Annotated in this window: 26 protein-coding genes; 12 read left to right on the forward strand and 14 right to left on the reverse strand. The window is 69.1% G+C overall.

The window, feature by feature from the left end; all coding sequences use genetic code 11:
• The first annotated feature begins 150 nt into the window (after positions 1-150).
• From AB0M48_RS43225 to AB0M48_RS43235, 3 genes are read left to right on the forward strand one after another with little or no spacing between them, the layout of a single operon-like run.
• Positions 151-930 carry an enoyl-CoA hydratase-related protein gene (locus AB0M48_RS43225; RefSeq protein ID WP_093592942.1) on the forward strand — a complete coding sequence of 260 codons (780 nt, stop codon included), beginning with the start codon at positions 151-153 and terminating at the stop codon, positions 928-930.
• The gene (locus AB0M48_RS43230) at positions 920-1876 is read left to right on the forward strand and encodes a class I SAM-dependent methyltransferase (protein ID WP_363854447.1); all 957 of its coding nucleotides are present in this window, start codon (positions 920-922) and stop codon (positions 1874-1876) included. The genes AB0M48_RS43225 and AB0M48_RS43230 overlap by 11 nt, the downstream gene beginning before the upstream one ends.
• A 1-nt stretch (position 1877) precedes the next feature.
• On the forward strand, positions 1878-3038 hold the full coding sequence (locus tag AB0M48_RS43235) for a class I SAM-dependent methyltransferase (protein WP_363854450.1): 1161 nt from the start codon (positions 1878-1880) through the stop codon (positions 3036-3038).
• Here AB0M48_RS43235 and AB0M48_RS43240 read toward each other — a convergent pair.
• Positions 2997-3584 (reverse strand): TetR/AcrR family transcriptional regulator, encoded by a 588-nt coding sequence (locus AB0M48_RS43240; protein ID WP_363854453.1) that lies wholly within the window; start codon positions 3582-3584, stop codon positions 2997-2999. The two genes, AB0M48_RS43235 and AB0M48_RS43240, sit on opposite strands and share 42 nt — an antisense overlap.
• A gap of 92 nt (positions 3585-3676) precedes the next feature.
• On the opposite strand from AB0M48_RS43240, the gene AB0M48_RS43245 reads away from it, so the two are divergent.
• A complete protein-coding gene (locus AB0M48_RS43245; RefSeq protein WP_266042329.1) occupies positions 3677-4066 on the forward strand; it encodes a DUF4267 domain-containing protein in 390 nt (129 codons plus the stop codon).
• Here the strand turns inward: AB0M48_RS43245 and AB0M48_RS43250 are convergent.
• The 5 genes from AB0M48_RS43250 to AB0M48_RS43270 all read right to left on the reverse strand — a co-directional run bounded on the left by AB0M48_RS43250 (position 4020) and on the right by AB0M48_RS43270 (position 11093).
• Positions 4020-4727: a nucleotidyltransferase domain-containing protein gene (locus tag AB0M48_RS43250; protein WP_363854456.1), complete on the reverse strand. Its 708-nt coding sequence runs from the start codon at positions 4725-4727 to the stop codon at positions 4020-4022. The genes AB0M48_RS43245 and AB0M48_RS43250 overlap by 47 nt on opposite strands.
• 24 nt (positions 4728-4751) lie before the next feature.
• Positions 4752-6593, reverse strand: a complete 1842-nt coding sequence (locus AB0M48_RS43255; RefSeq protein WP_363854459.1) for a hypothetical protein — start codon at positions 6591-6593, stop codon at positions 4752-4754.
• Between the two features lie 65 nt (positions 6594-6658).
• Positions 6659-9916 (reverse strand): GH92 family glycosyl hydrolase, encoded by a 3258-nt coding sequence (locus AB0M48_RS43260; RefSeq protein WP_363854462.1) that lies wholly within the window; start codon positions 9914-9916, stop codon positions 6659-6661.
• A gap of 58 nt (positions 9917-9974) precedes the next feature.
• Positions 9975-10829 carry a nucleoside hydrolase gene (locus tag AB0M48_RS43265; protein WP_363854465.1) on the reverse strand — a complete coding sequence of 285 codons (855 nt, stop codon included), beginning with the start codon at positions 10827-10829 and terminating at the stop codon, positions 9975-9977.
• A gap of 12 nt (positions 10830-10841) precedes the next feature.
• Positions 10842-11093, reverse strand: a complete 252-nt coding sequence (locus AB0M48_RS43270; protein WP_363854468.1) for a hypothetical protein — start codon at positions 11091-11093, stop codon at positions 10842-10844.
• 84 nt (positions 11094-11177) lie between these two features.
• Here AB0M48_RS43270 and AB0M48_RS43275 point away from each other — a divergent pair, with 84 nt between their 5' ends.
• Together AB0M48_RS43275 and AB0M48_RS43280 are read left to right on the forward strand one after the other, a co-directional pair.
• Positions 11178-11927 (forward strand): DapH/DapD/GlmU-related protein, encoded by a 750-nt coding sequence (locus AB0M48_RS43275; protein ID WP_363854471.1) that lies wholly within the window; start codon positions 11178-11180, stop codon positions 11925-11927.
• The gene (locus AB0M48_RS43280; RefSeq protein WP_363854474.1) at positions 11924-12457 is read left to right on the forward strand and encodes a GIY-YIG nuclease family protein; all 534 of its coding nucleotides are present in this window, start codon (positions 11924-11926) and stop codon (positions 12455-12457) included. Before AB0M48_RS43275 ends, AB0M48_RS43280 begins: the two co-directional genes overlap by 4 nt.
• On the opposite strand, the gene AB0M48_RS43285 is transcribed toward AB0M48_RS43280, so the two are convergent.
• The 5 genes from AB0M48_RS43285 to AB0M48_RS43305 are packed head-to-tail and all read right to left on the reverse strand — an operon-like array spanning position 12372 to position 16995.
• Complete coding sequence (locus tag AB0M48_RS43285) at positions 12372-13148, reverse strand: SGNH/GDSL hydrolase family protein (protein WP_363854477.1); 777 nt, start codon at positions 13146-13148, stop codon at positions 12372-12374. The two genes, AB0M48_RS43280 and AB0M48_RS43285, sit on opposite strands and share 86 nt — an antisense overlap.
• A gap of 48 nt (positions 13149-13196) precedes the next feature.
• Positions 13197-14444: a glycosyltransferase family 4 protein gene (locus AB0M48_RS43290; RefSeq protein ID WP_363854480.1), complete on the reverse strand. Its 1248-nt coding sequence runs from the start codon at positions 14442-14444 to the stop codon at positions 13197-13199.
• Positions 14445-14448: 4 nt separating this feature from the next.
• A complete protein-coding gene (locus AB0M48_RS43295; protein ID WP_363854483.1) occupies positions 14449-15912 on the reverse strand; it encodes a glycoside hydrolase family 57 protein in 1464 nt (487 codons plus the stop codon).
• Complete coding sequence (locus AB0M48_RS43300) at positions 15909-16637, reverse strand: class I SAM-dependent methyltransferase (protein ID WP_363854485.1); 729 nt, start codon at positions 16635-16637, stop codon at positions 15909-15911. The genes AB0M48_RS43295 and AB0M48_RS43300 overlap by 4 nt, the downstream gene beginning before the upstream one ends.
• Positions 16638-16647: 10 nt before the next feature.
• Positions 16648-16995, reverse strand: coding sequence for a hypothetical protein (locus AB0M48_RS43305; protein WP_363854488.1), 348 nt, complete (start codon positions 16993-16995; stop codon positions 16648-16650).
• A gap of 120 nt (positions 16996-17115) precedes the next feature.
• Between AB0M48_RS43305 and AB0M48_RS43310 the strand changes: the two genes are divergently transcribed.
• Positions 17116-17766, forward strand: a complete 651-nt coding sequence (locus tag AB0M48_RS43310; RefSeq protein WP_363854491.1) for a TetR/AcrR family transcriptional regulator — start codon at positions 17116-17118, stop codon at positions 17764-17766.
• Here the strand turns inward: AB0M48_RS43310 and AB0M48_RS43315 are convergent, their stop codons facing one another.
• Positions 17767-18609: a DegV family protein gene (locus AB0M48_RS43315; protein ID WP_363854494.1), complete on the reverse strand. Its 843-nt coding sequence runs from the start codon at positions 18607-18609 to the stop codon at positions 17767-17769. It lies immediately after the preceding gene.
• A 315-nt stretch (positions 18610-18924) separates the two neighbouring features.
• Here AB0M48_RS43315 and AB0M48_RS43320 point away from each other — a divergent pair, with 315 nt between their 5' ends.
• The 4 genes from AB0M48_RS43320 to AB0M48_RS43335 all read left to right on the forward strand — a co-directional run bounded on the left by AB0M48_RS43320 (position 18925) and on the right by AB0M48_RS43335 (position 22404).
• Positions 18925-19875 carry a hypothetical protein gene (locus tag AB0M48_RS43320; protein WP_363854497.1) on the forward strand — a complete coding sequence of 317 codons (951 nt, stop codon included), beginning with the start codon at positions 18925-18927 and terminating at the stop codon, positions 19873-19875.
• Entirely contained in the window at positions 19872-20426 is a 555-nt protein-coding gene (locus AB0M48_RS43325) for a hypothetical protein (protein ID WP_363854500.1), read from the forward strand. The genes AB0M48_RS43320 and AB0M48_RS43325 overlap by 4 nt, the downstream gene beginning before the upstream one ends.
• Before the next feature lie 11 nt (positions 20427-20437).
• Positions 20438-21499 carry a hypothetical protein gene (locus tag AB0M48_RS43330; protein ID WP_363854503.1) on the forward strand — a complete coding sequence of 354 codons (1062 nt, stop codon included), beginning with the start codon at positions 20438-20440 and terminating at the stop codon, positions 21497-21499.
• Between the two features lie 98 nt (positions 21500-21597).
• A complete protein-coding gene (locus AB0M48_RS43335) occupies positions 21598-22404 on the forward strand; it encodes an isocitrate lyase/phosphoenolpyruvate mutase family protein (RefSeq protein WP_363854505.1) in 807 nt (268 codons plus the stop codon).
• Here AB0M48_RS43335 and AB0M48_RS43340 read toward each other — a convergent pair.
• Together AB0M48_RS43340 and AB0M48_RS43345 are read right to left on the reverse strand one after the other, a co-directional pair.
• Positions 22401-22550: a hypothetical protein gene (locus tag AB0M48_RS43340; RefSeq protein ID WP_170176162.1), complete on the reverse strand. Its 150-nt coding sequence runs from the start codon at positions 22548-22550 to the stop codon at positions 22401-22403. The genes AB0M48_RS43335 and AB0M48_RS43340 overlap by 4 nt on opposite strands.
• 64 nt (positions 22551-22614) lie before the next feature.
• Positions 22615-23457 carry a DegV family protein gene (locus tag AB0M48_RS43345; RefSeq protein WP_363854508.1) on the reverse strand — a complete coding sequence of 281 codons (843 nt, stop codon included), beginning with the start codon at positions 23455-23457 and terminating at the stop codon, positions 22615-22617.
• 215 nt (positions 23458-23672) lie between these two features.
• Here AB0M48_RS43345 and AB0M48_RS43350 point away from each other — a divergent pair, with 215 nt between their 5' ends.
• Entirely contained in the window at positions 23673-24455 is a 783-nt protein-coding gene (locus AB0M48_RS43350; protein ID WP_319989665.1) for an electron transfer flavoprotein subunit beta/FixA family protein, read from the forward strand.
• Positions 24456-24458 lie beyond the last annotated feature (3 nt).

Here is a 24458-nt window from a genome sequence, read left to right on the forward strand (position 1 = left end):
CGGCAGTCGGACGGCATCGCGAGTTCGCGTCGGTCGTCCGGCCGACGATTCAGGTCAACCGCCGCAGGCGATTCGGCCCGAATCGTCGGCCGGACGACCGACTTCCCGGCGAACTCGCCGCCGTCTGCGAAGCAGCGGCAAAGGAGCACAGTGGCTGAGTTCGTGAGGCTTGAGGTCGAGGACGGGATCGGCACGATCCGCCTGGAGCGGCCGCCGATGAACGCCCTGAACCGGCAGGTGCAGACCGAGCTCCAGGCCGCCGCGAAGGAGGCCTCGGAGCGTTCTGACGTCTACGCGGTCATCGTCTACGGCGGCGAGAAGGTCTTCGCGGCCGGCGCGGACGTCAAGGAGTTCGCGCAGATCTCCCACGCCGAGATGACGCTGCGGGCCAAAGGCCTGTCCGACGCTCTCGGCGCGCTGGCCTCGGTGCCGAAGCCGACGGTCGCCGCGATCACCGGGTACGCGCTGGGCGGCGGCTTCGAGGTCGCCCTCGGCTGCGACCGCCGGATCGCCGGCGACAACGCGAAGGTCGGCCAGCCCGAGATCCTGCTCGGCCTGATCCCCGGTGGTGGCGGCACGCAGCGCCTCGCCCGCCTGATCGGTCCGTCGAAGACCAAGGACCTGCTCTACACCGGCCGGTTCGTCGGCGCCCAGGAGGCGCTCGAGATCGGCATGGTCGACGAGGTCGTCGCGCCCGACGACGTGTACGCCGCCGCCGTGCGGTGGGCCAAGCAGTTCGTCAACGGGCCCGTGCTCGCGCTGGCCGCGACGAAGGCCGCGGTCGACGGTGGCCTCGACACCGACCTCGAGTCGGGCCTGAAGCTCGAAAGCCACCTCTTCGCGGCGCTGTTCGCGACGGAGGACAAGAAGAACGGCGTGGAGTCGTTCATCGCGAACGGTCCCGGAAAGGCGAAGTTCAGTGGCAACTGATCCGGCACCGAACCCGCACGCGACCGCGGAAGAGGTCGAGGCGGCGTACAAGGACACCAAGCTCGCGCAGGTGCTCTACCACGACTGGGAAGCGGGCACGTACGACGAGAAGTGGTCGATCTCGTACGACGACCGCTGCATCACCTACGCGACGGACCGCTTCCGCGCCGCCTCCGGTGACGTCGGCCCGTACGAGCACGCGCTGGAACTGGGCTGCGGCACGGGCTTCTTCCTGCTGAACCTGATGCAGGGCGGAGTGATCAAGAAGGGCTCGGTCACCGACCTGTCGCCCGGCATGGTCGAGGTCGCGCTGCGCAACGCCGAGCACCTCGGGCTGGACGTCGACGGCCGCGTCGCCGACGCCGAGCGCATCCCGTACGACGACAACACGTTCGACCTCGTCGTCGGTCACGCGGTGCTGCACCACATCCCGGACGTCGAGGCGGCGATGCGCGAGGTGCTGCGGGTGCTGAAGCCCGGCGGCAAGTTCGTGTTCGCGGGCGACCCGACGAACATCGGCAACTTCTACGCCCGCAAGCTCGGCCAGGCGACGTGGTGGCTGACCACCAACATCACCAAGGCCCTGCCGGTGCTGGGCGACTGGCGTCGTCCGCAGGAGGAGCTCGACGAGTCCTCCCGCGCGGCCGCGCTGGAGGCCGTGGTCGACCTGCACACGTTCGACCCGGACCAGCTGGAGGCCACGGCTCGTCGCGCCGGCGCCGTCGGCGTCCGCGCGGTGACCGACGAGCTGTCCGCGGCTCTGTTCGGCTGGCCGGTGCGCACGTTCGAGGCCGCCGTGCCGCGCGAGAAGCTGGGCTTCGGGTGGGCGATGTTCGCCTACCGCACCTGGCAGAACCTCACGTGGGTCGACCAGAACGTCCTCGCGAAGGTGCTGCCGCGCGAGGTGTTCTACAACGTGTCGATCACCGGCAAGAAGACCTCCTGAGTTGGGGTACGCGTTCACCTTCGCCGACGTGGCCTTCCTGCGCTCCGCCGCCGGGACCGCCGCGCTGGCCGAGGTGGACGCGTTGCCCTTCTCCGACGCCTCCCGGTTGCGCGACGTCGAGACGGCCCGCAAGCGGCTGGGCCCCGGGTTTGCCCCGGTCGTGGAAACCGTGCTGCTGCGGCGTCGCGCGGTGTCCAAACTGGACTCTGCCTCGTCGTGGCTCTTCACCGACGACGCTTTGCAACAGGCCACGGCTTCCGCTGTCGCCCGGCATCGCGCGCTGCGGTTCGCCGGTCGCTCGGTGCACGACGTCACCTGCTCGGTCGGCGCGGATCTCTTCGCGCTGAGCGAGGTGGCCTCCGTCTGCGTCGGCTCGGACCTCGACCCCGTGCGAGTCGCCATGGCGCGCAACAACGTCCCGGGTCAGCTCGTCGCCATCGCCGATGCCCTGCGTCCCGTGTCGCGTGCTTCGGCCGTCACCGCGGACCCCGCTCGCCGCGACTCGTCCGGCCGCCGCAAGTGGAACCCCTCGGACTTCGTGCCGCCGCTGGACGAGCTGTCCGAGGTGTACTCGGGTGTGGACCTCGCGGTGAAGTGCGCTCCCGGCATCGACTTCGCCGTCGCGCCGTGGGCGGCCGAGATCGAGGTCGTGTCCCTCGACGGCGCGGTCCGCGAAGCCTGCCTGTGGACGCGAGGCCTTGCCACGCCTGGAGTCACGCGCCGCGCCTCCGTGCTGCACGGCTCCGACTCGTGGACCCTGACGGACGCCGAGCCGGACGACTGCCCGGTCGCTCCGCCCGGCGAGTGGCTCATCGATCCGGACGGCGCGGTCGTGCGCGCCGGGTTGGTGCGTCACTACGCGGCCCGGCACGGGTTGTGGCAGCTCGATGAACGCATCGCGTACCTGAGCGGGGCCAAGCCTCCCGCGGGCATCCGGGCGTTCCGCGTGCTCGAACACGGGCACTACACGGAGAAGTCGCTCAAGTCGTTGCTGAAGACGCGGTCGGTCGGCCGGCTGGAGATCCTGGTGCGCGGCCTGGACGTCGACCCGAACACGATGCGCAAACGTTTGAAGCTCTCCGGCTCCGCGTCGGCCACGGTCGTGCTGACCAGGATCGGCTCAAAGCCCGTCTTCGTGCTGTGCGAGGCTGAGCGCACCTAGCAGCAGGTCGAGGCGGGTCTCGTCGTGCACCGGCCGCAGCCTCCCGCCCTGCATGAGCGTCGCGATGCCGTGCAACGAGCTCCAGAAGACCTCCGTCAACGCTTCCAGGTCTCGTTCGCCCTGGACGGGTTCGACCGCGGCGACCAGTTCTCCGAACGCGTCGCGCAGTTCCTGCGGCACCTCTTCCGTGCCCCACGGGATGTCGGACTGCTGCACGAACATCGCGTCGTAGAGCGCGGGCCTTCTCCGCGCGAACTCCAGGTACGCCTCCGCCGCGGCCCGCAGCCGTGACTCGCCTCGGGACGGACGGGCCTTCCGCAACAGTCGGGCCAGCTCACCGCACCCCTGGATCGCGACCGCGCGCACGATCGCGTCCTTGCCCTTGAAGTGGCTGTAGAGCACCGGCTGGCTGTACTCGACCTTCTCGGCGAGCTTGCGCGTGGTGACCGCGTCCCAGCCCTCCGCCTCGGCCAGGTCCCGGGCGGCGTCGATGATCAGCTGATGGCGTTCGGCGCGCTCGCGCTCACGCCGGTTCTGGATGGTCACGCCGTTGAATCTAGCACTGCTAGACATTCGAGCGCCTCTAGTGTTAGCGTTGCTCTTGTCGCTAGCACTGCTAGATTTTCGCGGAGGATGCAATGCGTTTGGCCACGATCATGGGTTGGCTCGTCGTAGCGGCGGGCTTCTACTTCGGCCTGAGCTACCTGCTCAACGGCGACGGATCGGCTGCGGGCTTCGGCATCACCGACCCGGCCGGCTACTACGTCGTGAAGGGCGTGCGCGACCTCGCCTACGCGCTGACGGCCCTGATCCTGCTGCTGATGGGCCAGCGCCGGGCCCTGGGCTGGGTGGTCCTCGCGGACTCGATCATCCCGATCGGCGACTGCCTCGCGGTGATCACGCACGGCGGCACAGTGGGCTACGCGCTCGCGGTGCACGGCTCAGCGGCAGTGCTCGTCCTGTTCACAGCGGCATTGCTGCTCAGGGAGACAGCGCCCGCACGGCCTCACGCAGTTCCGGCTCAGTGATCTCCTCGAGCAACAGCCCGATCAGCACCTGGAACGCACGCCGCAACTCGTCGGGATGGGTGGACAACACCAACGTCCCGGCGAACGCGTCCGCGTCCCGCAGGTCGTCCAGCCCTCGCCCCTGCACCGCGTTCACACCTTCGCGCAGGCACCACAACGACATCACGTGGTCCCTCATGCCGTTGATCATGTAGAGCGCCTGCCACCCGCGCCCGCGCGCGATGGACGACCGCGCGTGCAGGGCGTACAGCCAGGCGAGCCCGATCAGCCCGTCCCGGTCGGGCTGCCCGGCCTGCGGCACCTGGTTCGCCTCACCGAACAACAGCTTGAACGTCGGCCCGGTAGCCCCGAACTCGTCCGAAGGCCAGAACGCGATGTCCACCTGCAGCGTGGACCTCATCAGGAACACGCGGAACAACGTCTTCCCGCTCCGCACGTCGAGATGACCGACCGCCCCGCACGCGTACATCAACGCGGTCCAGTCGACCACCACCGCGTCGACGTCCCGCTCGACCGACAAGGCGAAGTCGATGTCCGACCAGCGATCTTCCCGCCCCACCGCGGCGGACCCTGTCAGCGCGGCACCGACCACTCGCGGATCGACGTCGGCGGCGTTGACGAGATCACGACGCAACTGGTCGCGTTCGGAAACCGAGAACACGCTCCCACCCTATTGGCCCCGGCTTCAGCCAGGCTTGCGAACCAGGTTCGTGTACCCGGCCAGCGCCAGCGTCGCCAACCCCCACACGGCCAGCTGCACCAACCAGATGGCCGCCGTGAACGCCTGCCCCTTCTTCGACGCGCTGTCGAGGTCGCACCTCGCCCGCATCCCGGTCATGGCCAACGGCAACCCGCGATCCAGCCCGAGCCCGATCAACTCCACCGTCGAACAGGGAGTTCCGGCCACCCCGGTCGCACTCGTGACCCGTTCCGCGACTAGATGCCCAGGCCGGGTCTGCACCTGCCCTGCCCACCAGCCGATCGCCCCGGAGACGGCGAGAACCAGCAGCAGCGCTGCCGCGGTCCGCCGCGCCCGGTAGCCGTACCCGGCCAGCACTCCCCACAGCCAGTGGAACCACCGGGTCAACGGCCCACCCAGGGACTGGGGACTGCGGCGGCGCAGATCGGTCTGCTGTGCCATGAGAATCCGGCGCACCGTGCCGTCGTGGCCTGCCGCCCGCTCGACCGCGGCCAGCCGCTGGTAGGCCGAAGCGTGATACGCGGGAGTGTGGCAACGGATCAAATGGAGCCACTGTTCCCAGTTCCATCTCGACGCGAGAGATGCATAGGTGAAGTCGCTCAGTGTCACGAGCTTTCTGTGTTCGCACGCCGCACCACGTTCGAGGCCGGGGCACAATGCCTCCAGTGGCAACCGCACGGACGCTTCGACCGTGGCGTCCTGAAGGTTCAGCACTGGACTCGACTCCGAACTAGCCTCCAGTTCGACCGTGTCCGCACAGCCCAGCCTGCCGGTGATGTGGGCGCTGACCAGGCTGAGTGAGGGTCCATTGCCTGCATTGAGCTGTGTCCGGCCGAACAGCGCCAAGACACTGCCGATGCGTATCCGGTTGGCGTTGATCGCGGGACCACCGGTGTTCGTGATGTTTGTGTTGGCGAGTTCGAGGATTTCTCCGATGCGGGCGTTGACCAGGTCGACCGCACCGATGTCGTCGTGTCCGGCGATGGAGAGCTTGTTCCGCAGTAATAGGCTTCCGCTGATCTGGACGCCGTGTGCGTCGAGCGCGATTCCAGCAGCGTTGGTGATGTCTGTGTCCGTCAATTCGACATGACCTGAGATGCGAGCGTTGATGAGGCAAAGTGAGCCTGTGTCACCACGTCCGGTTATCCGATTGCCATACCTTAGAGAAAGGTCACCGTCGATTTTAGCGTTGTCCACCTGCATCGCAGGACCAGTGTCATTGCTGATCTCGGTTCCCGACATGTCCAGGTTCGACCTCAAGTGGGCACCTATGAAGTTGACCGCACTCTCGTCGCCGTGCCCGATGATGCGGACACCGTCTCGAAAGATCACCTGACCACCGACTTCGAGGCCGGAGGCATTCAGGGCAGAGCCTGATGCGTTCGTGATCTGCGCGCCATCGAGATCGAGGTCACCTGAGACATGAGCATCGAAAAGCCTGACGGTGCCGTAGCTGTGGTCGCCCGACATGCGGACACCTCGGCGCAGGAACAGGTCTCCATCGACCTTGAGACCGTCCGCTTGGATCCCAGCGCAGCTTCCCCCGTGGAAGTACAGATACGGCAAGCCTGCGGAGCGCGCCTTGATCGGCTCGTTGATCACGCAGTTTCTGAAGGTCAGGCCCGCCACGGCTTGCACTCGGTCGAGGTTGAGAGTGCCTTCGATCCGGGCTCCGCGCAGTCTCACCCCGCGCGGGTCGAGTTCACCGTGGCGGCCGAGCAGCAACTCCCTGATCAAACCCGCCCGCACCACGTTGCCCGGCTCGTCGCACACCAGCCATTCGCCGGCGCGGGCCGCCTCGATGAGCCGCTGCTCGATGTCGGTCACCGCAGGATCATCCGTGCGGCAGGGGCGGCTCAGCCGGCGAACCGAGCCGCCCCCACCGGTTCGGACTAACCCAGTGCCACCGCGAAGACGTGCATGTTCACGTCCTCCGGCAGCACGACGCTCGCCAGCGTCTTGCCTTCCGGAGCCACGTACGTCTTCGTCGCGAAGATGTGCGTGGCGACCTTCTCGTTGCCGCCGCCCAGCGTGTTGCGGTACGGCGTGGTCGCGAGGACCACGTTGCCGAAGCTCGGCGTCGCCCCGCCGCCGCCCAGCGTCCAGTCGCTGAAGCCGATGTCCACCGACGCCGTGGTGCCGTCCGTGAACGTCACCGTGGCCGGCTTCGTCCGCGCTCCGTTGGCCGCGGAGCCGACGAAGGCGAGCTTGGTTCCGGACAGGGCAAGCGTTTGCTTCGCCGCGGTCGCGTTGTCGGGACGGCCAGGGGGCGACGACGGCCAGGTGAACGTGAGACCGTCGACGGTGCTCGTGCCACCCGGCGTGAGACCGGCCGTGGCCAGCGCTTCCCGCGAGTAGCTGTAGCCGCCGCCGTCGAAGTCGCCCTCGCCGTCGGCATCGGCGGACGCACCGACGTTGTTCACCGCGGCGAGCATGCTGCCCGCCGGAGCCACCTTGATCGTCTGGGGGAGCACGACCGGCTTCGCGGCACCCTCGACGGTCACCGTGACGGTGATGTCGTAGAAGCCCTGGGGCGTATCGGGTTTGGCCGTGACCGTGAACTCCGACGGCACGGCGCCGCTGGCCGGCGTGAACGTGAGCGAGTCCGGGCCGGTGATCGTGTAGGTCGCCTTCGGGTCACCGTCGTAGAGCTTGACGGCGTCGACCTTCGCCGTGACCGACCCGCCCGGCTCCACCACGAGCTGCCGCGGCTCGACCGTGAGGAAGTACGGCTGGTCGTGCTTGATCGGCTTCTCGCCGTCGCGGAACGACGGCGGGGCGTCCGAGGCACCCGTGCCCCACGCGGAAGGAGCCTTGCCCAGCACGAAGTCCAGCTTGCCGCCGCGTTCCACGAACGACTCGGGCAGCCAGGTCTTCGTGCTGTCCCTGCCGTTGACCTTCAGCGACTGCACGTACTTCGTGGCGGTGTTCGCGGCGGGTGCGGTGATCGTGATGTCCTTGCCACCGCCACGGTTGATCTTCACCGACGTGAACAGAGGACTGCTCAGCACCAGTTCGGCGCGGGACGGCACCTGCGGGTACATGCCCATCGCGGTGAACACGAACCACGACGACATGGCGCCGAGGTCGTCGTTGCCGGGAATGCCGCCGGGGGTGTTCTTCCACAGCGTGTTGATGGTCTCGCGCAGCGTCTCCTGCGCCTTGGCGGGCTGGCCGGTGTAGTTGTAGAGCCACGGCACGTTCACCGACGGCTCGTTGTCCAGTTCGGACTTGGCGCCACCACGGCCCGTCAACGCCCAGGTGCCGTCGGCGTTGTGGAAGAAGTCGTCCAGCCGCTTGTTGGCGCGCTCACGGCCACCCAGCGAGTCGACGAGCCCGGCGACGTTGTGCGTGACCATCCACGTGTACTGGGCGCTGCTGCCCTCGACGAACCCGTTGCCGGTGTCCGGCGTGAAGTCCTTGACCCACGTGCCGTCGGCGTTGCGGTTGCGGATGTAGCCGCCGGTGGAGTCCGCGACGGGGTCGAAGTTGTTCTGCCACCACTGCGCGCGTTCGGCGAACGTCTTCGCGGTCTTCTTGTCGCCCGTGCGCTCGGCCAGCTGGCTGATCGCGAAGTCCGCCGCGGAGATCTCCAGGGTCTCCGCCGCGCCACCCCAGGCGTTCGACACGGCCGGCATGTACTTGTGCTGCAGGTACTTGTCGAGTGACGGCCGCTGCCCGACGGACATGACGGCCCAGCCCTCCTTGCTCAGGTCCAGCGCCGTGGGCACGGTCGCGGCCTTGACCAACGACTTCAGAGACGACTTGAGGTCGTACTTGTCGCCGCCGAACGCCGAGATGGCCGCCAGCGCGATCGGGGCCGGGTCACCGTTCATGACGTGGGTGCCGCCACTGTTGTGCGTCCAGCGGTCCCACACGCCGTTGTTCTGCTCGGCCTGGTTGAGCAGCGACTGCGCGATGTCCGAGCCGATCTGCGGTTCGAGCAGGGTGAGCAGCTGCAACTGCGAGCGGTAGACGTCCCAGCCGGAGAACGTGCCGTACTGGGCCTTCTGCCGCCGCTTGTCGATCTTGTGGGTCTTGCCGTCGAACCCGGCGTACTCGCCGTTGACGTCGCTGAACAGGTTGGGGTGCAACAGCGAGTGGTACAGCGCGGTGTAGAACTTGGTCCGCTCGTCATCGGAGCCGCCGCCGACCTCGATGCGCTTGAGCTGCTTCTGCCACGCGATGTACGCGTTGTCCCTCATGTCCTCAATGGACTGGCCCTTGTTCTCGGCCTTCAGGTTCTCGCGCGCGTTGTCCAGGCTGACGTAGGAGATGCCGACCTTGACGCCCACCTGGCTGCCGGGCGCGAACCCGAGGTACGCCCCGGAACCCTTGCCCAGCACCGGCCAGCCGTTCGTCCCGTACGTCGTGCCGCCCTTGGAGGACGTGCTTCCGGGCGTGACAACGTTGTCCTGGTACGTGCCGACCTCGGTGAACTCCTGGTCGAACTCCGCCACGAAGTGCAGCGTGTAGTAGCTGCGGCGACCGGCCTGGTTGATGTAGCCGCAGAAGTTCCCGCTGGTCACAGAGCCGGTGATGGTTCGCTTGTCCTTGTCGACCACGGTCTGCGCGTCACTGCTGCCGACCTGCGACTTGGACGTGTTGATCAGCACCGTCGCCGGCTTGTCGGCGGGGAAGCTGAACCGCGCGGCGCCGGTGCGTTCGGTGGCGGACAGCTCGGCCTTGGCGCCGGACTTGAGCGTGACGTCGTAGCGGCCGGGCTTGGCCACCTCGTCCGCGTGCGCGAACTCGCTGGCGTAGATCGCGTCGGTCGCGTCCGTGGTCGGCGACGTCGTGACGCTCCCGACGTGCGGGAAGATCGGGATGTCGCCGCTGCCGCCCGCACAGCCCGTCCCCGACATGTGGGTGAGGCTGAAGCCGCGGATCTTCGTGGCGTCGTACCGGTATCCGCCGGGGGCCGCGGCGCGCAGGGTGTTGCCGCGGCTGGCTTCCGGGCTGAAGGAGAACATGCCGAACGGCACGACCGCGCCGGGAAAGGTGTTCCCGAGGTTGGTCGTGCCGATGAACGGGTTGACGTGTGCCGCCGGATCCGGCACCACCTGAACCTGGGGCTGAGCGGAGGCAGGGACCACTCCGAACGTCATGGCCACCGCCACCGCAGCTGTCGTGAGGACTCTTCGCTGCATGGTCGCGGACCCTACTTACCGTGCCCGCTCAACCCCAGAGAGCGACACGAAGTTGTCGTCAAACGGACAAGCGCTGCTCCATGAAGGCCCTCAGCGCGGGCCAATCGCAGTCCTCCGCGACCTCTACCTGGTGCTTTCCTTCGACGAGCGCGCCCTCGTCGTCGATGTCGAGCCCGTGCGTCTTGAGGCTCAGCGTCCCGGGCACGATCGCCTCGGCCACCGCGACGGCGTCGTGGACGAGGATGCCCTCCTCGCGTCCCGACATGTTCTGCTCGGAGTGCCGCGCGAGGTACTCCCGGTAGGTGCCGGTGAGGTTGCTGAGCACCGGGTCGACGTTCGCGAGGAACTCGGTGTCCGCGATGCACCGCTGCGTCAGGTTGAGCGGCACGACGATCGGGTTGCCCTTGCGGATCACCGTCCGCGCGGCCTTCGCGTCCGCCCAGAAGTTGAACTCGGCGCGCACCGTCATGTTGCCGATGCCGAGCCCGCCACCCATGACGATCAGCCGCGGGAACTCGATGCCGGCGTCGAGAGCGGCGGCGATGTTGGTGAGCGGCCCGATCGCGGCGACCACGGTGTCCGGCGTGAGGTTGTCGGCGAAGAACCGCACGGGATCCTCCCCGTGCAGGCCCTTCGGGTTCTCCGGCAACGTGAGCGCCTGCCCGCCGAGCCCGTCCTCACCGTGCACGTCCGCCGCCCCGCCCGGCCCCTCGAACCCCCGCACCACCGGCACGTCGGTGCGCCCGAGGTGCGCGAGCAGGCGCAACGCGTTGGCCGTCGTGAGGTCGAGCCCGACGTTGCCGAAGACCGTGGTCAGCCCCCGGAGGTCGACCTCGGGACTGCGGGCCGCGAGCGCGATCGCGAACGCGTCGTCGACGCCGGGGTCGGTGTCGATGATGAGAGGAATCGCCATGCGTCCAGCTTGTCAGCGAAAGGCCTCCGGCACCCTGTCGAGCTGGTCACCCCACTCCCAGCCGTCCGGCCGAGCCCCGCGGTCGAACCACGGCGTGCCCGCGGCCAGCCATCGCTCGCGGTGGCCCCTGGCCGCTTCCGGGGTCACGTCCTCGTAGCCGGCTTCGCACCCGCAGCAGTCGCAGACGTCGAACGAGCCGACGCCGTCCTCCCAGCGCACGCCGCCGTCCGACCACCCGCAGACGCGGCAGAACACTTCTCGCACGTGCCCAGGGTGCCCCAGCGCCGACTTCGGCCACTGCAGAACCGTTGCCCGGCCGCCGACGGCCCGAAGTTAGAGTCTTCGTCCATGACTTCCATGTGGGGCGCTCCGGTCTGGACTCGCTGGCGCAGGTCGCGCCGTGACCCGATGCAGGCGCGGTTCCTCACGCCGGCCTCCCTGCGCTGGGTCCTGCGCCACCGCGCCTACACCCCCTGGTACCTGGTGCGGTACTGGCGGCTGCTGAAGTTCCGCCTGCTCAACCCGCACGTCGTCCTGCGCGGCATGGTGTTCTTCGGCAAGCGCGTCGAGGTCATGGCCCGGCCGGGCTTCGGCCGCCTGGAGATCGGCCGCTGGGTGCACATCGGCGACGGCAACGCCATCCGCTGCCACGAGGGGTCGCTGCGCATCGGCGACAAGGTCGTGTTCGGCAAGGACAACACGGTCAACTGCTACCTCGACATCGAGATCGGCGCGTCGTCGCTCGTCGCGGACTGGGTCTACATCTGCGACTTCGACCACAAGGTCGAGGACATCACGCTGCCGATCAAGGACCAGGGCATCGTGAAGTCGCCGGTGCGGATCGGGCCGGACTGCTGGCTCGGCGCCAAGGTGACGGTGCTGCGCGGCACCCGCGTCGGTCGCGGGTGCGTGCTGGGCGCGCACGCCGTGGTGCGCGGGGACGTGCCGGACTTCAAGATCGCGGTCGGGATGCCGGCCCGGGTGGTGCGGGATCGGCGCGCCGACTACGAGGCCGACGCGCAGCGGCGGGCGGACATCGCGGACATGGCCCGCAAGGCCAAGGAGGCGCTGGACAGGTCGATGGACAGCCCCGCGTGATCGACTTCGACCGCGTCTACACCGCGGCCGACTACGCGACGGCGCCGAAAGAGCCCGGCGTCTACGTGTGGTTCTTCGACGAGATCCCGGACGGCGTGCCCACCGAGGACTGTCGCGTCACCGAGCACGGCACCGCGCTCTACGTCGGCATCGCGACGGTGAAGCGCACGCTGAGGTCCAGGCTGCGCAACCACTTCCGCGGCAACGCGTCCGGCTCTACGCTGCGCCTCACCCTCGGTTGCCACCTCGGCCTGCCGTTGCGTGAGGTGGGGTCGCGACTGACATTCGGCGACCAGGAACCGGTCGTGAGCGAGTGGCTGGCGGCACACGGCCGCGTCGCCTGCGTCGCCGATCCGGATCCTGAACGGTACGAGGACGAGCTGCTCCTGTCCGGCCGGTTCCCGTTGAACATCAAGGGCAACCCGCACCCGTACGCGAAGAAGGTCAGCGAGAGACGCGCTGCGGCCAGGTCAGCGGCGCGAGCTGCGGGCGCTTGGGCACGAAACCGTCACCCGGCTGCCGCCCGATGAGCTTGTTGCGCGTCCGCGAGTACGCGACCGGCAGCACCTGGTCGCGCAGCCACCGCCAGTGGTCCAGCACCGACGCGGACGCGGCCTTGCCCTCCAGCGGCGCCAGCCAGGACTCGTCGAACGGGATGCCGAGCGCCGACATCACGTGGCCGGCCAACCGCCTGTGCCCCAACGACGACAGGTGCAGGCGGTCCGGGCCGAAGTAGCGCGAGTCGTGCACGCACTCGTCGGCCTCCACGTCGACCAGGATCGCGCCGTAGCGGGAAGCCGCGGTGCGCATGGCGGAGTTCAGGGTCTCGATGCGGGGACGCATGCGCCGGCCGAACGGCATGCGGTGCGAGATGTCGCTCAACGTGAACACGGCGACGGTCGGCGCGAACGACGTCACGGCGCGCACCATCGCGTCTGCCCGTTGCGCGATCTGCTCCTGGGTCGCGTTGGACATCACGTCGTTGCCGCCGCCGAAGAGCACCACCAGGTCGGGTTCCAGCGCCGCGGCGGCCGGGACCTGCTCCACCAGCATCTGGTCGAGGCGACGGCCGCGCACGGCGAGGTTGGCGTAGCGGAAGCCCGGCGCGTCCAGTGCGGACGCGACCCGGTCCGCCCAGCCGCGGTACTGGCCGTCGGGGAGCAGGTCGTCCAGGCCCTCGGCGCAGCTGTCCCCGAGCGCCACGAAGCGTTGGTAGTTCATTCAGTCCTCGGTCACCTTTTGTTAACGGGACCGGCGACTGTAGCGGATCTAGGTGAACAGATTTCCCGTCGCGATCTTGGGGCGGCCGAGGACGCGCGGCTCGCGCACGACGGCGGACTCGTAGACCGACGCCGTGCCGGTGGCGATCTTGGCCCAGTTGAAGTCGGAGACCAGACGTGCCTTGGCGGCGCGCGCGCGAACGGCGGCCGAGGCCGGGTCGGACAGCACGTCACGCACGGCGCGAGTGAGTCCGTCGACGTCACCGGGGGCGAACGACAGTCCGGTGACCCCGTCCAGGACGACCTCGCCGAGTCCGCCCGCGGTCGACGCGACCAGGGGCGTTCCGGCGGCCGCCGCCTCCAGGGCCACGATGCCGAAAGGTTCGTAGCGGGAGGGGAGCACGACGGCGTCGGCCGCGGTGAGCAACGCGGCCAGCGACCTGTCGGAGAGGTGGCCGACGAACTCCACGGCCCGCAGCACGCGGTGTTTGCGCGCCTGGTCCTGCAACCACTCGGTCTGCGACCCGCCGCCGGCCACGACCACGCGCGTGCCGCGGTGGAACCGGCGGATCCGGGGGAGCGCGGCGATCAGGTCCTGGATGCCCTTCTCCCACTCGATCCGGCCGAAGAAGAGCAGCAGCGGATCACCGTGCGGCGAGTACGTGCGGCGGGCGGCGCCGACGTCCTTCGCGCGCACCTTCCAGCCGCCCGGCTCGATGCCGTTGTGCAGCACGGAAACCTCGGCGGTGTCCACTTCGAACAGATGTCCGACCTCGGCGCGCATCGCCGACGAGCAGGTGATCAGCGAGTCGGCGCGGTTCGCCAGCCACCACTCCACCGAGTGCACCTGCTGGTTCAGCGGGTGCGACAGCCAGCCCGAGTGCCGGCCCGCCTCGGTCGCGTGGATCGTCGCGACCAGCGGTACGCCGAAGGCCTCCGCCAGCGCGACGGCCGGATGCGTGACGAGCCAGTCGTGCGCGTGCACGACGTCCGGGCGCCACGAGCCCAGGGCCAGCCCGGCGCGCGTCATCGCGTGCCCCATCGCGAGCGTCCAAGCCAGCAGGTCCTTCTCGAACACGAAGTGCGCGGGGTCCTCGGCGACGCGGATCAGCCGCACGCCCTCGCTCACCACGTCCACGGTGGGGTGGGTGATCGCGTCGGTGCCGGAGGGCTGGCGGCACAGCACGACGACGTCGTGCCCCTGCGCGGCCAGCTGTGTCGCGAGCGCGTGGACGTGCCTGCCCAGCCCGCCGACGACCACCGGCGGGTACTCCCACGACAACATCAGCACGCGCATCCCGTTACCCCATTCCTCGCGCGTCCAGATGCCCGAACGGGCCGTCCGCCGCGCGGAGCTCCGTTGCTCTGCCCAGTCCGCGACCGCTTCGCGCCAGCGAAGCGAGCTCGCTGAAGCGATCGCTGTGAATCTTCGCGCGGTAGCGGGCGTAGTCGGCGGCCGAGTCCTTGGTGACCATGAAGGCCCAGTCGCTCGACAACGCCAGCAGCGCCTCGCGCACCGCCTGGTCCAGCACCGGGTTCCGCACGCCGGCGGAGAAGTCCAGCCCGAGCAGTTCCTTCTGCACGGACTCGTTCAACGACACGATGTCGGACACCTGCGCGCCGTCCCACACGCGCCAGTCCTTGCCGCTGCCCCACGACGACGCCGGCAACTCGACCGGCGCACCCACGTGACCGGCCTCGACGGCGCCTCGCAACGTCGTCACGCGCACGCCCGCCTCCGGCAACGCGCGCAACACGCCCTCCAGCCACAACGGACCCTCGTGCCACCAGTGCCCGTACAACTCGGTGTCGTAGGCCGCCACGACGAGCCCGCCGTCGATCGCCCGCAGCCGACGCACGACCGTCTCCACGAAATCGGCCACGTGCCGGTCGAGAGCTTCGCGCGCCAGCGACGGGTCGTACGGCCGCTTGTCCTCCGGCGCCACGTTCTTGCCGGTCACCCGCGACGGCTTGAGGCCCGTCGGGTGGTCGTAGGTGTGAAAATCCCGGTACGCGGCATCGCCCGGATAGCCGACCTTCGGCGACCAGACGCGGTACGAGACCTCCAGATCGCGCCCGAACGCCAGCACGTCCGACGACCCCACGGGGTGCGCGGACGACGTGTCGCCGTGCAGCGCGGGCCCGTCGACCAGGAACCGCCGCACGCCCGCCGCCGCGTAACCCGCCTCCATGCCGGGCGAGTAACCGCACTCCGGCGCCCAGATCCCCTCCGGCGCGCGGCCGACGCGCAACGCGGTGTCGTCCAGACCGGTCCGCAGCGCGAAGGCCCGCACCCGCGGGTCCAGCAACGGCTGGAACGGGTGCGTGGCCGGTCCGCCGAGCAGCTCGATCGTCGAGGAGTCCACAAGGGACCTCAGGACGGGCGAGAACCCGTGCCGCCACTGGCTTTCGAACTTCTCGAGCGCCCAGGAGGACGCGCGGTGCTCGTACGCGGACAGCTCCCGCAGCCGTTCCCCGGCGAGGTGCGAGCGCAGGTGCCAGTTGCCGAGCCAGTCGTGCATGCCCCGCAGGCAGTACGGGTCGTCCAGTTGCGCGGCCAGGACCGGGGTGACGCCGAGCGTCAGCACGTCCGAACGGCCCTCGTCGGCGAAGCGCCGCAGCATGTCCACGACGGGCAGGTACGAGTGCGCCCACGCCTGGTAGAGCCACTCCTCGCCGACCGGCCACGCGCCGTGGTGCGCGAGCCAGGGCAGGTGGCTGTGCAGGACGAGGCAGAACGTGCCTTCCGAAGCTCCTGTGGTCACGCGCGCACCGCCACGGCCACGAGGTCGAGGCAGCCGTCCATGTCGTCAGGGGTGATGTCGAAGTCCCGCACCGTCACCGACTCCACAGCCTCCTTGAGCTCGGCCGGCCACGGCGCACCGGACAGCGCGACTTCGACCTGTGCGTCGATGATCTGTCCGTTCAGGAGCGTGTCAAGCCTCCGTCCGTGACGCAGCCCAGTCAGTTCGTCAACGCGGAAACCTGCGTCACGCAGCATCTCGTCCAGTTCGGACGGTGCGAGTTCCCTGGTGTGGAACGGGTTCAGCGGCGTGTCCTGGCCGGGTGAGAACGTCAGCCTGTTCGGCGTCGTCACGATGAGCTTCCCACCGGGGCGCAGCACCCGCCGGCACTCCGCCAGGAACCCCTCCTGGTCCCACAGGTGCTCGATGACCTGCAGGTTCGCCACGACGTCGACGCTGCCGTCGCGCAACGGCAGGGTCGCCAGGTTGCCGCGCAGCACGTCGAGCTGCGGGTACGCCTGCGACACATGCCGCGAGGTCAGCTCGTCGTAGTCGAGGGCGATCACCCGGCGCGCGACGGTGCGGATCAGCTGAGCGCCGTAGCCCTCGCCGCAGCCCGCCTCCAGCACGACGGCGTCCGCGCAGTGGCCGATGAGGTGCAGATACGCCGCCTCGTGCCGCCGGAACCAGTAGTTCTCTTCCGCGATACCGGGCACGGTGCGTTCGCCGGTCAGGGGGAGGGTCACGCCCGCCAGGTTACTTGTGAGTAGACCGCCTGCGAACTACCTGGTGCGCGAGGGCGGTGGCGACACCGGTCGCGGCGAGGGCCGCGGTCATCGCGGGGCTCATGTACTTCGACAGGCTGGGAGCCTCGCTCGGGCCGGCGAGCCACATCGTCAACGGGATGGCGTAGGCGAGCGTGAGCGCTCCCGTCCACCAGCGGAGCACCCGCGATCGGCGGTCGCGCAGGCTGGCGACGAGCACGACGGCGATCGGGATCCCGGACAGCAGGCCGAACTGCCCGATCACCATGACTGGCGCGGCCCACCCCGCGACCAGGGCGGACTTTGACGGGTGAGCGGTGTTGATGGTGGTCGTCGTCATGACGGTCCCCCTCGATCGTTAGTGGTAGTCGCTGAAGTTAGAGGGTCTAACCGTTGTGACATGTCGAAGCTAGGCTGTAGCAGCCGTGACTGTCAATCACGAATGTGAGAGGCTCTAACCATGGCGACGGAGTCTGCGACCGATGCGAGGCGGAACCCTCGCGAGCGCTACCGGGCCCAGGTGCGCGACGAGGTCAAGCGGCACGCGTGGGAGCAGATCGCCACGGCCGGGGTGACAGCGTTGTCACTCAACGCCATCGCCAAGGAGATGGGTATGAGCGGGCCCGCGCTCTACCGGTACTTCGCCGGCCGCGACGAGCTGATCACCGCGCTCATCCGGGACGCCTACCGCAGCCTCGCCGACACCGTCCGAGCCGCCCACGAGGCGGGCACCACCGTCGTGGGCCTCGCCGCGGTCATCAGGAAGTGGGCGCTGAGCGACCCGCACAGGTACCTGCTCATCTACGGCACGCCCGTGCCCGGCTACCACGCGCCCGACGACATCACCGCGATCTCGGACGAGATCCTGGCGGTGCTGCTGGAGGTCTGCGGCGGCTCGCCGGACGAGCAGCCGCGGTCCCCGTTCGACGTCGTGCTGAGCCTGAACCACGGGTGGGCGGGCGCTCTGCCGGCGTCGTCGCCGGCGGTGCACCGCGCGCTGTCCTTCTGGACCCGTCTGCAGGGCGTGCTCTCGCTCGAACTCGCCGGGCACCTCACGCCCATGGGGTTCGATCCGGGGCTCCTCCTCGCGGAGGAGGTCGCGGACCTCTGATCAGAACGGCGAGACCGTGACGGCCAGCGCGCCCGGCCCCACGTTCGCGCCGATCGCCGCGCTGACCTGCGTCAGGACGATGTCGCGGGCGTGCGGGATCCGCTTCTGCAGCATCTGGAGCAGCTCGTGGCCCTCCTTCTCGGCCGCGAAGTGCTCGACCGCGAGGTCCACGTTGCGTCCGTAGGCGAGCGCCACGGCCTTGTCCACGAGCTTCGCCAGCGCCCGATCGCGGCCGACGACCTTGTCGAACGGCTCCACCTCGCCGTTCACGACCGTGAGCAGCGGCTTCACCGAGAGCGCGTCGCCGAAGAGCTTCGCCGCCGCGCTGACCCGGCCGGCCTGGCGCAGGTAGTGCAGGGTGTCGACGTAGATCAGCACGTTCGCGTCGCGCCCGCGCTGCTCGGCGACGCTGCGCGCGTTCTGGACGTTGCCGCCGCTCTGCACGATCCGCGCGGCCGCGAGCGCCGCGAAGCCGAGCGTCATGCCCGACGAGTGCGAGTCCACGATGAACACCGGCACGCGCGACTTGGCCGCGGCCGCCTTCGCCGCGTCCGTCGCGGGGGAGAGCTTCGGGCTCACGTGCACCGAGACGATCGTCTCCGCGCCCTTCGCCCACGCGTCCTGGTAGGCCCAGAAGAACGCGTCCGGCGCCGGCGGTTGCGTCGTGATCGGGATCTGCGCCTCCATCGCCTGCAGCAGCCGATCGGTCGGCACGTACGCCTCGTCGATCAGCTCCGACCCGATCTTGAGCTGCATCGGGACCGTGATGATGTTGAACCGATCCGCCAACCGGGCCGGGAGTGACGCGGTCGAGTCGGTGACGACGGCTACTCGTGAGGACACGAACGAGGAGGTTAACGAAGCGTGATCGAAGTAGCCACGACCGATGGTTGGCAATTCGTGTGATCTGGGCCTGGATGGTCGCTTTCCGTGCACGGCGAACGCACGGAGTGAACACGCCGGAAAGGCGTCCTACTTGACACAATCGGGTGACTGGCCGGTGTTTGGTGTTGATCTAGGGACAACTCGTTTTCGCAGGAAAAAGCCATTATTCCACGTGTTACATCATGGACGTCCGTCCACTTTCGACGCTGGTTGGCCACATCGGCCGTGGGTAAGCTCGCACAATCTTCAGCCCGGTTGAGTGAGTAGGTGACCATGGGTGCAAAAGAGCAGGAACTAGTTCCGCTGCACGCCGGTTTTGACGTTGTCTACCGAGGTTTTCACCGACGTCAGGTCATCGAGCACCTCGAGAATCTCGAGGAGCAGCTGCGCTTCACGAGCCTCGACAGGGCCGAGGCGCTGGCGCAGGCGGCGGATTTGCGCAAGCTGCTGGAAATGACGCGCCAGGACCTGGAGGACGCCCGCGCCAGGATCGAACGCCTCGAATCCACCTCGGGCACGCACGCCAGCGCCACCGAAAGAATGCACCGCATGCTCCGCCTCGCCGAGGACGAGACGGCGGAGATGCACCTGCAGGCCGAACGCGAGTGCGCCGATCTTCGTGCGCGCACCGACGTCGAGGTGGCCGCGCTGCGTGCCGAGGCCGAGCGCGAGTCCGCCGCCATGCGCGCGGAGGCCGAGTCCGAGCTGTACGCCTCACGTCAGGACTGCGCCACCCGTGCCGCCGCCATGGAACGCCGCGAGCTGGAGATGGAACGCCGCTGCGCCGACCTCGAAGCCCAGCACCGCCAGCGCGCCGACGAGGTGGAGCGCGAGTGCGGGGAGGCGGTCGCCCAGGCGCAGACCGACGCGGACATGCTGCTGCGGGAGACCGCTCTTCAGTGCAACTCGCTGGAGGCCGACTCCGAACGCAAGCGCGAGAAGGCCCAGCAGTTCTTCGAACTCACGATGACCCGGCGCCGCAACGAGGCCGCGCAACACCTGCGGGAGCAGGAGGCGCTGGCCAGGGCGCGCTCGGAGTTCATGGTGAAGATGGCGTGCCGTGAGGCGCAACGCCGTTTGGCCGAGGTTGCCGAGCGCACCGACGAGCTGCACGAGCTCAAGCGCGTCGTCCACTCGCAGCTCTCCGCGGCCCGCGCGGCCCTGTCCGTGGCCGCTGACCGCGTCGCCCCGATGCACATCCCCGAACAGGTCGCCGCGTCGTGAAGCGCTGGGTCCCGCTCGTGGTCGGTGCACTGATGGTGCCCGCGTCGGTGACGGCGTTCGGGTTCTCCGTGTACGGCGACGAGCTGGAGACGGCGCTGTCGTCGTCGCCCGCGGTGCCGGCCGTCCTCGCGGGCCCCGTGCCGGTCACCGACTTCGTGGCACCGCTGCGAATGGAGCCTCCCGCACCGGTTCTGCTGTCCGCGGCGGTCGCGCAGCAGGCGGTGCGCGACCTGTTCTCGGCGCACGCCGTCAAGGGCATCACGTTCGCGCCGGGCACCGCGTCGCTGGCAGGACGTGGTGAGGACGTGCGGCGGTCGCTGGCCGGCGTGCTGCGCAACGCCGCCGGCTCGGTGACGTTGGTGGCGCACGCGTGGAACGGCGAGACGGCCTCGCACCGCTGTGACGTGCTCGCGATGGAACGAGCGGGCCTGCTGCGGCAGTACCTGGCCGAGCAGGGCGTCGACAAGGTCGTAGCTACTCGCGTGATCGTGGACCCCGTGTGGGGCCCGCCCACGGATTTCGGTCCTCAGATCGACGTCCTCGTCAGCTAGGAGCCTTCGCAATGGCAGGGGCAGTCGGGATCGTCTTCGGGCTGTGCGTGCTGTCCTTCACGTTGGGGGCGGCCCTCATGTACGTGCTGGTGCGGCGTCGCGAGGACGCCGACTCCCAGGTGCCTGTTCCTTCGGAGGCGCCGGACGGGCGGACGTGGGTGGAGAAGCCCATCGCCGTCGAGCCGGTGGACGACGAGTACGACTCGCGGCCGATCCACCGCAATCCCGTGATGGGTTTGCCGCAGATGGAACCGGCGCTGGCGGCGCTGGCCGAGCCGATGGTGAAGCCGGTGCTGGTCACGAAGCCTGAGCTGGTCGGTGAGTCCGGCCCGGTGCCGAAGCTCGAACCGGTGGCGAAGCCTGATCTGCTGACGAAGCGCGCGTCGGTGTTGAAGCGTGCGCTGGCCGCCGAACCCGAGCGGTCGGTCGAGCTCGCGTCGGTGGTCAAGCCCGAGCGGGTGGTCGAGCTGACGCCGGCGCCCGAGTTCGCGCAGGCGCCCGAGTTCGCACCGGTCACGAAGGCCGCACCGGTCACGAAGGCTTTGCGGATGACCGAGTCCGAGTCGGCGGTGGAGCCCGAAGAGCTCGCAGTGCCCGAAACTGTCGGTGCTGCTCGATATGATTGGGATGGGGACCTCGTTCCCCCCATCGGGGATTTCGAAGCCCCTGAATCAACCGTAGCGCCGAGCACCGACAGTCCTGAGACCGTCGCGAAGCCCAGCGCGCCCACGAAGCCCACCGCGCCCATGAAGCGCGCCAAGCGCACGAAGCCCACCAAGTCCACAAAGCACTCCGAACCCGCGGAGCACCCTGAACTCGCGGAACACGCCGAACTCGCGGAACACGCCGAAGTCGCGAAGCGCGGAACCGAGCCGCTGGCCGAGGCGACTGTCGACGCGTCCGTGGAAGAAACCGAGCCGGAACAGGCCCCGCAGCTCGTCGCGCCGACCGCGCTGCCCCCTCCCGCCTCCCCCCAGCCCGCCGAGCACACGACGTGGGTCGAACGGGAGGACTTCCGCCAGCGCTACCTGCGGACGTTCGAAGAGGTGCGCCGCAAGGCGGGCAGCAACTAGGGAACCAGCGCGGCACCCCGGCGGGAATGTCGGAAAGTCGTCGGTACCTGTCCGATTTTCGCCGGACTTCCACCGGTGCCTGCTGATATCAATCGATCATGACTTCCGCCTCTGATCGAACGAAGCTCTTCCACGCGCTGCACAAGCCCGGCCCGCTCGCCCTCCCCAACGCCTGGGACGTCGCCTCCGCGCTCGTCGTCGAGGCCGCCGGCGCGACCGCTGTCGCCACCACGAGTGCAGGTGTGGCGTGGAGCCTCGGCGCTGCCGACGGCGACCAGCTCGCGCGGGACCAGGCAGTCGATCTCGTGGCCAGGATCGTTGCCGCCGTGGGGATTCCGGTGAGCGCGGACATCGAGACCGGCTTTGGCGCCACGGCCGGCGAGGTGGCCGAAACGATGCGCGCGGTCGCCGAGGCGGGGGCGTCCGGGGTCAACATCGAGGACGGGCTCGGTGCGGGGCAGCGCGACGTCGCGGAGCAGGCCGAGCGGTTCGCGGCGGCGCACGAGGCCGCGCCGGAGTTGTTCATCAACGCGCGCATCGACACGTTCCTGCGCGGTGTCGGTGACCCGGCCACGAGGCTCGAGCGGACGCTGGAGCGCGCCGCGAAGTTCCTCGAGGCCGGGGCGAGCGGCATCTTCGTGCCGGGTGTGACCGATCTGGAGACCGTCGCGGAGCTGGCGAAGGGAATCGCCGCACCGCTCAACGTTCTCGTGGGGCCCGGCGCGCCCGCCGTCGACGAGTTGGCGAAGGCGGGCGTGGCGCGGGTCAGCCTCGGCTCTGCGGTGGCCGGGGCCGCCTACGCCGTCGCCAGGCGGGCAGCGGAGGAGATGCTGACCAAGGGCACGTACAGCAGCGTTGAGAACGGCATCGCTTACGGCGATCTCAACGCGCTCTTCAAGAGTTAGTGCTTCTTGCCGCGGAACTTGCGCAGCAGCTGCTCGGCCTGCGCGCGCTTGCGCGGGTCTTGCGCCATCTGCCGTGCCTTCGCTTGCAGCTTGTGGCCCTGCGGACTGCGCAGGAACCTGGTGATCTTGTCCATGAAGCCGGCCATCGGTCCTCCAGGTGTCCGTTACGTCCATTTCAACGGACGAAACCGCTCCCGGAGTTCCCGGCGGTCAGACCGGCGAAACGGTGATCCCCAGCGCACCGGGTCCCACGTGGGCGCCGATGGCCGAGCTGACCTGCGTCAGCATGAACTGGCGGACGTTCGGAACGCTGCGCCGGAGCTTGCGCAACAGCCGCGACGCCTTCTCCTCGGCGTCGAAGTGCTCCACGGCGACGTCCACGGTGTCGGTGCCCGCGCGCTTGATCGCGATGTCCAGCATCCGGTTGAGCGCGCGGTCGGCGCCGATCACCTTGTCCAGCGGCGTGATCTGGCCGTCCGCCATCGTCAGCAGCGGCTTCATCGACAGCACGCCACCGACCAGTGCGGCGGCGGCACCGATGCGGCCGCCGCGGCGCAGGTACTCGAGGGTGTCGACGTAGATCAGCTCGGTGGACCTGTCGAAACGGCGCTGCGCGGTCGCGAGCACCTTCTCCACGCTGCCGCCCGCCTCGGCCACCTTCGCGGCGGCCTGGACGGCGTAGCCGATGCTCATCCCGCAGGTGTGCGTGTCCACGACGTGCACGGGCACGCGGACCTTGCCGGCGGCTTCCCGGGCGGCCTCCACGGTCGCGGACTGGCGGCTCGACACGTGCACGGACACGATCGAGCGAACGCCCTGCGCGGCCAGTTCGTTGTACGTCCAGAGGAACGCGCCGGGGTCCGGCGGGATCGTCGCGACGGGCACGTTCGAACGCATGGCCGAGACCAGGTCGGGAACGGGGATGCGGGACTCGTCGTCGGTGTGGTCGCCGATCCGCACCTGGATCTGCACCACTTCGATGCCGAGTTGATCAGTCAGCTGCGCCGGGAGACAAGCGGTGGAGTCTGTCACGATCGCTACTCGCCGGTACATGTCCGCGCAGCCTAGTCCCCCGAATGGGTTAGGTCTCAGTTGGTGGCGCCGACGGGTGACAACTGTCACGCTAGCGGGGTGCTTGCTGCTGTTTGCGGGGGTGCTACTGGCGGGTAACATCCGGGTGATGGCAGGGTCGTGAACACCCGGCGGCGCGGTTTGACAGTCCTCCGCGCAAGCGTCGCCGCCCGTCCGCAGGAGGTCGAAGAGGACCTATGAACATTGTTGTCCTGGTCAAGCAGGTGCCTGACACCTGGTCCGAGCGCAAGCTCACCGACGCCGACCACACCCTTGACCGCGAATCCGCGGATGCCGTGCTCGACGAGATCAACGAGCGCGCCGTCGAAGAGGCCCTGCAGCTGCAGGAAGCCCACGGCGGCGAGGTGACCGTGATCGCGATGGGTCCCGACCGCGCCACCGACGCCATTCGCAAGGCGTTGTCGATGGGTGCGGACAAGGCGATCCACGTGAGCGACGAGGCGCTGCACGGTTCGGACGTGCTGGCGACGGCGAAGGTCCTCGCGAAGGCGATCGGCACGGTCGAGAACGTCGACCTGGTCATCGCGGGCAACGAGGCCACCGACGGCCGCGCGGGCGCCGTGCCGGCCATCCTCGCCGAGCTGCTCGGCCTGCCGCAGGTCACCCAGCTGCGCAAGGTCACCGTCGAGGGCACCACGATCAAGGGCGAGCGCGAGACCGACGAGGGCGTCGCGTTCCTCGAGGCCTCGCTCCCGGCCGTGGTCTCCGTGACCGAGAAGATCAACGAGCCGCGTTACCCGTCCTTCAAGGGCATCATGGCCGCGAAGAAGAAGCCCGTCTCCACGCTCACCGTGGCGGACCTGGGCATCGACGCCTCCGAGGTCGGCCTGTCCGGCGCGTACACCCAGGTGCAGGAGGCTTCCCCGAAGCCGCCGCGCAGCGCGGGTCAGCGCGTCGAGGACGGTGGCGACGGCGGATCCAAGATCGCCGAGTTCCTCGTCGGCCAGAAGCTCATCTGAGGG

The organism is Lentzea sp. NPDC051208, assembly GCF_040682435.1.
Lineage (GTDB): Bacteria > Actinomycetota > Actinomycetes > Mycobacteriales > Pseudonocardiaceae > Lentzea > Lentzea kristufekii.